6 protein-coding genes are annotated in these 5,382 nt (G+C 36.3%); 4 read left to right on the top strand and 2 right to left on the bottom strand.

Going from position 1 to position 5,382, the window contains the following annotated elements; genetic code table 11:
- Positions 1 to 621: 621 nt before the first annotated feature.
- Positions 622 to 1,290 carry a hypothetical protein gene (locus tag MKR94_RS16135; protein WP_241647841.1) on the bottom strand — a complete coding sequence of 223 codons (669 nt, stop codon included), beginning with the start codon at positions 1,288 to 1,290 and terminating at the stop codon, positions 622 to 624.
- A gap of 32 nt (positions 1,291 to 1,322) precedes the next feature.
- On the opposite strand from MKR94_RS16135, the gene MKR94_RS16130 reads away from it, so the two are divergent.
- The 4 genes from MKR94_RS16130 to MKR94_RS16115 all read left to right on the top strand — a co-directional run bounded on the left by MKR94_RS16130 (position 1,323) and on the right by MKR94_RS16115 (position 4,700).
- Positions 1,323 to 1,928 carry a pesticin C-terminus-like muramidase gene (locus MKR94_RS16130; RefSeq protein ID WP_241647840.1) on the top strand — a complete coding sequence of 202 codons (606 nt, stop codon included), beginning with the start codon at positions 1,323 to 1,325 and terminating at the stop codon, positions 1,926 to 1,928.
- 183 nt (positions 1,929 to 2,111) lie between these two features.
- Complete coding sequence (locus tag MKR94_RS16125) at positions 2,112 to 2,588, top strand: hypothetical protein (RefSeq protein ID WP_241647839.1); 477 nt, start codon at positions 2,112 to 2,114, stop codon at positions 2,586 to 2,588.
- A 391-nt stretch (positions 2,589 to 2,979) separates the two neighbouring features.
- Positions 2,980 to 3,525 (top strand): recombinase family protein, encoded by a 546-nt coding sequence (locus tag MKR94_RS16120; protein ID WP_241647838.1) that lies wholly within the window; start codon positions 2,980 to 2,982, stop codon positions 3,523 to 3,525.
- Between the two features lie 737 nt (positions 3,526 to 4,262).
- Positions 4,263 to 4,700 carry a hypothetical protein gene (locus MKR94_RS16115; RefSeq protein WP_241647837.1) on the top strand — a complete coding sequence of 146 codons (438 nt, stop codon included), beginning with the start codon at positions 4,263 to 4,265 and terminating at the stop codon, positions 4,698 to 4,700.
- 91 nt (positions 4,701 to 4,791) lie between these two features.
- On the opposite strand, the gene MKR94_RS16110 is transcribed toward MKR94_RS16115, so the two are convergent.
- Positions 4,792 to 5,160, bottom strand: coding sequence for a hypothetical protein (locus MKR94_RS16110; protein WP_241647836.1), 369 nt, complete (start codon positions 5,158 to 5,160; stop codon positions 4,792 to 4,794).
- Positions 5,161 to 5,382 lie beyond the last annotated feature (222 nt).

The following is a 5,382-nucleotide window of genomic DNA, read 5'->3' as shown; positions in this document are numbered from 1 at the left end:
GAGAGAACATGATTTCCCATGTTCCTTGCCCTGAATACACCATCGTCAGTTAACATCCTTTCCATTGGTCTATCACATTCCCACTTTTGCCTACTGGCTGGGCGTGGTTTTTTCATTCCCTTACCCTGTGTGATTAAACTTGTTTTAGGACGCTAAGCGGTTGGTTGCTGGTGAGTATTCTTCCCCCTTGATCCCAGCGACACAGGCACACTTTCTGATCCACTACATCTTTAATCCAAATCAGCGTGTATGGGAAATCCCACTAAAGCCTTAGCCTAGCGGTAACGAGTTATCAGGGGAATTATCTTGATTAGACTTGCAGTATTAGATACTGGTAGGTAAACTTAATCTTGAAATATGGTGATCAGCCCCTGATACGGCTCATTACCTCGAAGTAAGTTGATTGGTCTCTTCTTACTTCAAATTGATAGGCACTCTTGGCGGGGTGCCTTTCTGCTTTTAATAATGCCTTAAATCACAACACCCTATCAAGTAGAAAATATATGTATTACAAATCTATGTACCTTTCTTGGCACCCATAGGGGGTAGTTCATGTTATCGCCTCGGTTGTAGTTCATGTTATCGCCTCGGTTCATGTGGCTAACCATCTCATCAACAACATTAATCTAACTTTTGATAAACACCATCGAAAGAAACATTAGCACCACCACATTGGTTATTATCATGAACAATAATTTTATTCCCTAGTAATTTTATTTTACCAGTGCAAAGATCAGGGCCATCCCAACGCATAATACCGTTAATAATTTTTACATCAGAATCCAACTCCCCATAGTGTAAGTTACCATGCCCTCCATACCAGTAAGATTGACCACTTATATGGTATTCCCCGTTTTTTTTATTGGTAATATTCACTGTACTATCCCCAAACTCCCAAACGCCTACGATATTCTTTACATTTATTTCCCTCTCTACATTCCTCTTTATTGTTACGTCACCTTCCCTAACAAAATTAACATTATCATCATCTTTCCAATAACACAGGAAACCTTTCATGGAATGTGATATTAAAACCTCGTCTCCTTTTAAAAGGACTCCATTGGGAGCGCAATTTACGCCCCCATCAATACACTCATCATCATAACTTTTAGTATTTTTATTAATTATCCCGATGTTATAACTACCATTGTAAGTAGGAAACATACCATTTCTACATAAGTCGTATTCATAAGCCAAACATTGCGAGCAATAAAAAACAAAAAAAAGTAATAAAATTCTCATAAAAGCACCATTAAAAACATTTAAAAAATAAAAAAAACAATATACCATAAATCCTTCTATTAAAAAGGAGATAATATTTCATGATAAAGCCGATGTCAGGATTACTAACCTTCCTATCAGAAGGTAATGATAAAAAGGGTTCTATAGGCTACTCAAGAGTAATACACTTTCCGGGAAATTATAATAAATGCAATACAAATATATCGGGTGTAACTATCGGAAGAGGCTATGATATGGGGAGGCGTTATAAATCTGAAATTTTATCTGACCTGATATTATCAGGAATACCTCAAGACCAAGCAAAGGAAATATCAAATGGGGCCATGTTACAAGGGTGTGTGGCGGCCAATTTCGTTAAAAATAATAAAAGTAAAATAGGCGAAATAACTGAAGTGCAACAAGTTAAACTTTTTCAAAAAACATATGAAAAATACGTTCAACATGCAATTTATTTTTACAAAAAATATAAAGGAATTGAATCTATTGAATGGAATCGACTAGATCCTAGGATAAGGGATGTTTTTGTAGATATCCTTTATCAAGGGTTAATGAACAAGGATTTGGTAAAGTATTTCGAGAAAAATAAAAAAGAAGACGTCATAAATATGATAAAAAAAACAAAAGGGATAATGATGTATGAGAAAAACAGAGGGAGAATAAAATACCTAAATAATGTAGATAAATAAAAAGTTATCTTAATATATTTGATATGTAAAAAAAAGAGTATTAATTCATTATTAGAAAAAAACTTGATTAGATCAAATTTAAATTTGATAAAATCAACTTATCATCTTACATAATGAATGACATAACCATACAAACAAGGTAGTCTTAATATCATTCCGTATGACAACGTAGGACAACATAAAGTGACTAAAACGATTTCTGTGAGAATCAGCGATGATCTGTATGAAAACGTCATATGGCGAATGAAGGAAACCAACTCAAACCTGTCAGACATTGTCATACAGTCTCTAGAGCGGGAGCTGTTGAAGGATAGTGTTATAACTAGATTGGAAAGAGCAATTGAAAGGCTTGAAATAGTTAATATTCAAAATGATAACAATACAATAGTGTCTTTATCTAGAAGTGAAACCACAGACGAAATAGATACCCCAAAGCCTTGTAATACACTGTATGACAAACCCGAAAGTAGTGAAAAACTCGACAAAGGGAAACGAAGAATAATTGAGCTAGTTCAAGAGCTGGGAAACATTAGAAATGTAGACCTAAAAATATCCTCAATCCTAATAAGCGAAGGCATTACCACTCCAACTGGGAAAACATTTACAAGGGACATTGTTGCAGATACAAAAAGAAAGATGAAAAAGCGTGGGCTACTATAATGATTAAGAAAAAAAGGCATCATCCCCCACCCTCTATTTTGTTCAAAAAACAAACAAAATAATCCCCATCTACAGAAACCAAAACATCTCAACAATCACCCTACACCCACCAGAAAGCCTAGCAATACCAACACTCACAACTAATAAACCTCGTAAATGCTTCACACGTCTCTTTCATAATCAAAAAAAAGTGCACAACAGATAAAAACAGCAATAAAATCAATGACTTACTTAAAATTACCCACCAAGAAAACCAACTTATTCATTTAGTATACTTTTTGAATACACCAATAACCCCTATAAAACTATATTCAAATGACTTGAAATGGCTCAAATGAATAGAATAAACTCATTTGACAAAGTCATGTGACAAATGAATAAGGTTACCCATATGAGCAACATTGGATATGTACGAGTTTCAAGCGTTCAGCAATCAACAGAGAGGCAACTATCAGGAGTCACACTAGACAAGGTCTTCACTGATTCGGTTTCAGGTAAGGACACCAACAGGGAAGGGTTAAAAGAGTGCCTCGCTTATCTCAGAGAAGGCGACACGCTACACGTTCATAGTCTTGATCGTTTATCACGTTCAACCATAGACACACTGGCCCTCATTGGTGACCTAAACGAAAAGGGAATAGCAGTACACCTTCACAAAGAAAAAATCATTGCAGATACAAATTCAGCAATGGGGAAACTCATGCTAACAGTCATCGCAGCAGTGGCAGAAGCAGAAAGAGCCTTGATAAGCGAGCGTAGGGCAGAAGCGAGAGCTATTAACCCTAGACCCAGAGGATACGGTAAGAACGTGAATCGTGACGGGATTATTGAAGCTTTAAATGTTGGTGGATCAATCGCAAAAGTAGCAGAGAAATTTAATGTTGGTAAGTCAACAGTTCAAAGGATCAAGAAAGAGATCCAGAAACACAAACAATAACACCATCTAAAACGCTATGTAATCAATTATAAGAGACTTAAATTCACATGGTGATTAAAACAAGCATTTAAATTAAAACCTCACACAGAACGTTACAGAGCGTTTCAATCGCTATCATCTAACGATATTTTAAACTTTTGCAGCAAAAGATAAGTCGATCTTTGTAAACACCAAGCACATAAACATAGACACCATAAAAATTATAAAAAAATAAACCCTTTACAAACAATTATTTAAATGAATTACAAATGTAACTAGATGTTAACGGCTTTGACAAATCTCAAAAAATATATAATCATTGAGTTATCAGGTAGTAGTAATACGACCTCGATCTATTCATGAAGAGCTGCTCTGACGCCCGGAGCCGAAACAGATTATCCCTACAAATAGACCAATCACGTTGGTAATTAGGCTTAACAGCCTGAGAAATGTTTTTCTACAAGAACACCGAAAGCTTCGTAGAAAAGCTAGTTGCAACTTAAACCGCAGATCTGATAACAGCGCATGAATTCGTAGATACCGTGACGAAAAGTCGAGACCTTTAACGCTTAAAAAAGTTTTTTGCTGAGTAGGAACGGGCTTCTTAATATCTACTAAAAAGATCTCTTAAAACACTTCTAAAAATCTCTCTAATAAATCTTAACAGATCACCCTTAACACATAAGGGGATGAGGCTGATAGCAATCCCCCATGTAGAGAGATCACTAAACAGTTTCTTAAAAATTACAGGTAACCGAATGAACCAAAAATTAGAACAGCTTAACCATCTTAAGCAGCAGCTCGAAAAGGCAAAGTCTGATATCAAATCTGAGTCAGCATCTAAAAAATCATTTTTTGATTTCCGTAGACAACAGTTAAGAAATTCACCTTCAGAAGTTTCAGGGTATCAATCACAACTATCCCCAATCTCACAGATTGAGAAAAACTTCACCCTAGGAGTCTCTAAAGGCTGGGTTCTTAAAAATCTGATCCCTCACGTTCACTCGATTACCATGATCTGGCAGACAGACGAACTTACAGATGAGCAAGTTGAGAAGAATATCGAGAAAAAAATCGCTGAAGAATTTAAATTAAAAACTCGACCATTCGAGGAAGCCGTTATAACTGCGGAATCAGCTCTGACAAGCTTTAAAGAAGAATTACAGGAATTAAATGACGCTTTAAAAGTGGCTTAAATGTTGTTCCCGATCACCCATAAGACAAATCCCCTGCAATAGTTTATAAACTGTCAAAGGGGATTAATTACAATGGTACTAATTACGATACTTAATTGGTATCGGCAAGCCACTTACAATAACTAACACCATATGAAATCCACTTCTGGTTAAGTGTCTTCATAGCTCGCTCAAGGACTGGATTATCATCTTTAGATGTATCAGGCACTTGCTTAAGCTTTGATTCAAATTGACCACAACTATCACCATTATGAAGAGACTTGCCAGCAGCATCCTCTACTAAACTAGACATTTTGCTGAAGTGTTCCATCCAACGGTCACTATCCCCATCTATAGAATCAACACGTTGAACAGCACTTAATAATTCTTGCTGTGCAGAATACTTCTGGATCTCAAGAGGACTAATAGCGCTAGCAAAACCACTAAAGAAAAATAATGAGACCAAAACCAAACGTTTCATTACGGACGTACTATAGATTAAGTTGTTAGACAGCACAGCATACATGGAGGAAGGAGCAAGAACTTGCACCTAAGCGGTGACTCCAGCTTTTACCCACTAAAAAACGGGCAAAATTGGCTGGTTCACGCTTTACTGACGACTATGCGAGAGAACATGATTTCCCATGTTCCTTGCCCTGAATACACCATCGTCAGTTAACATCCTTTCCATTGGTCTATCACA

Source organism: Rosenbergiella metrosideri (assembly GCF_022602565.1).
Classification (GTDB): Bacteria; Pseudomonadota; Gammaproteobacteria; order Enterobacterales; family Enterobacteriaceae; genus Rosenbergiella; species Rosenbergiella metrosideri.
This window is presented reverse-complemented; position numbering and strand designations above follow the sequence as displayed.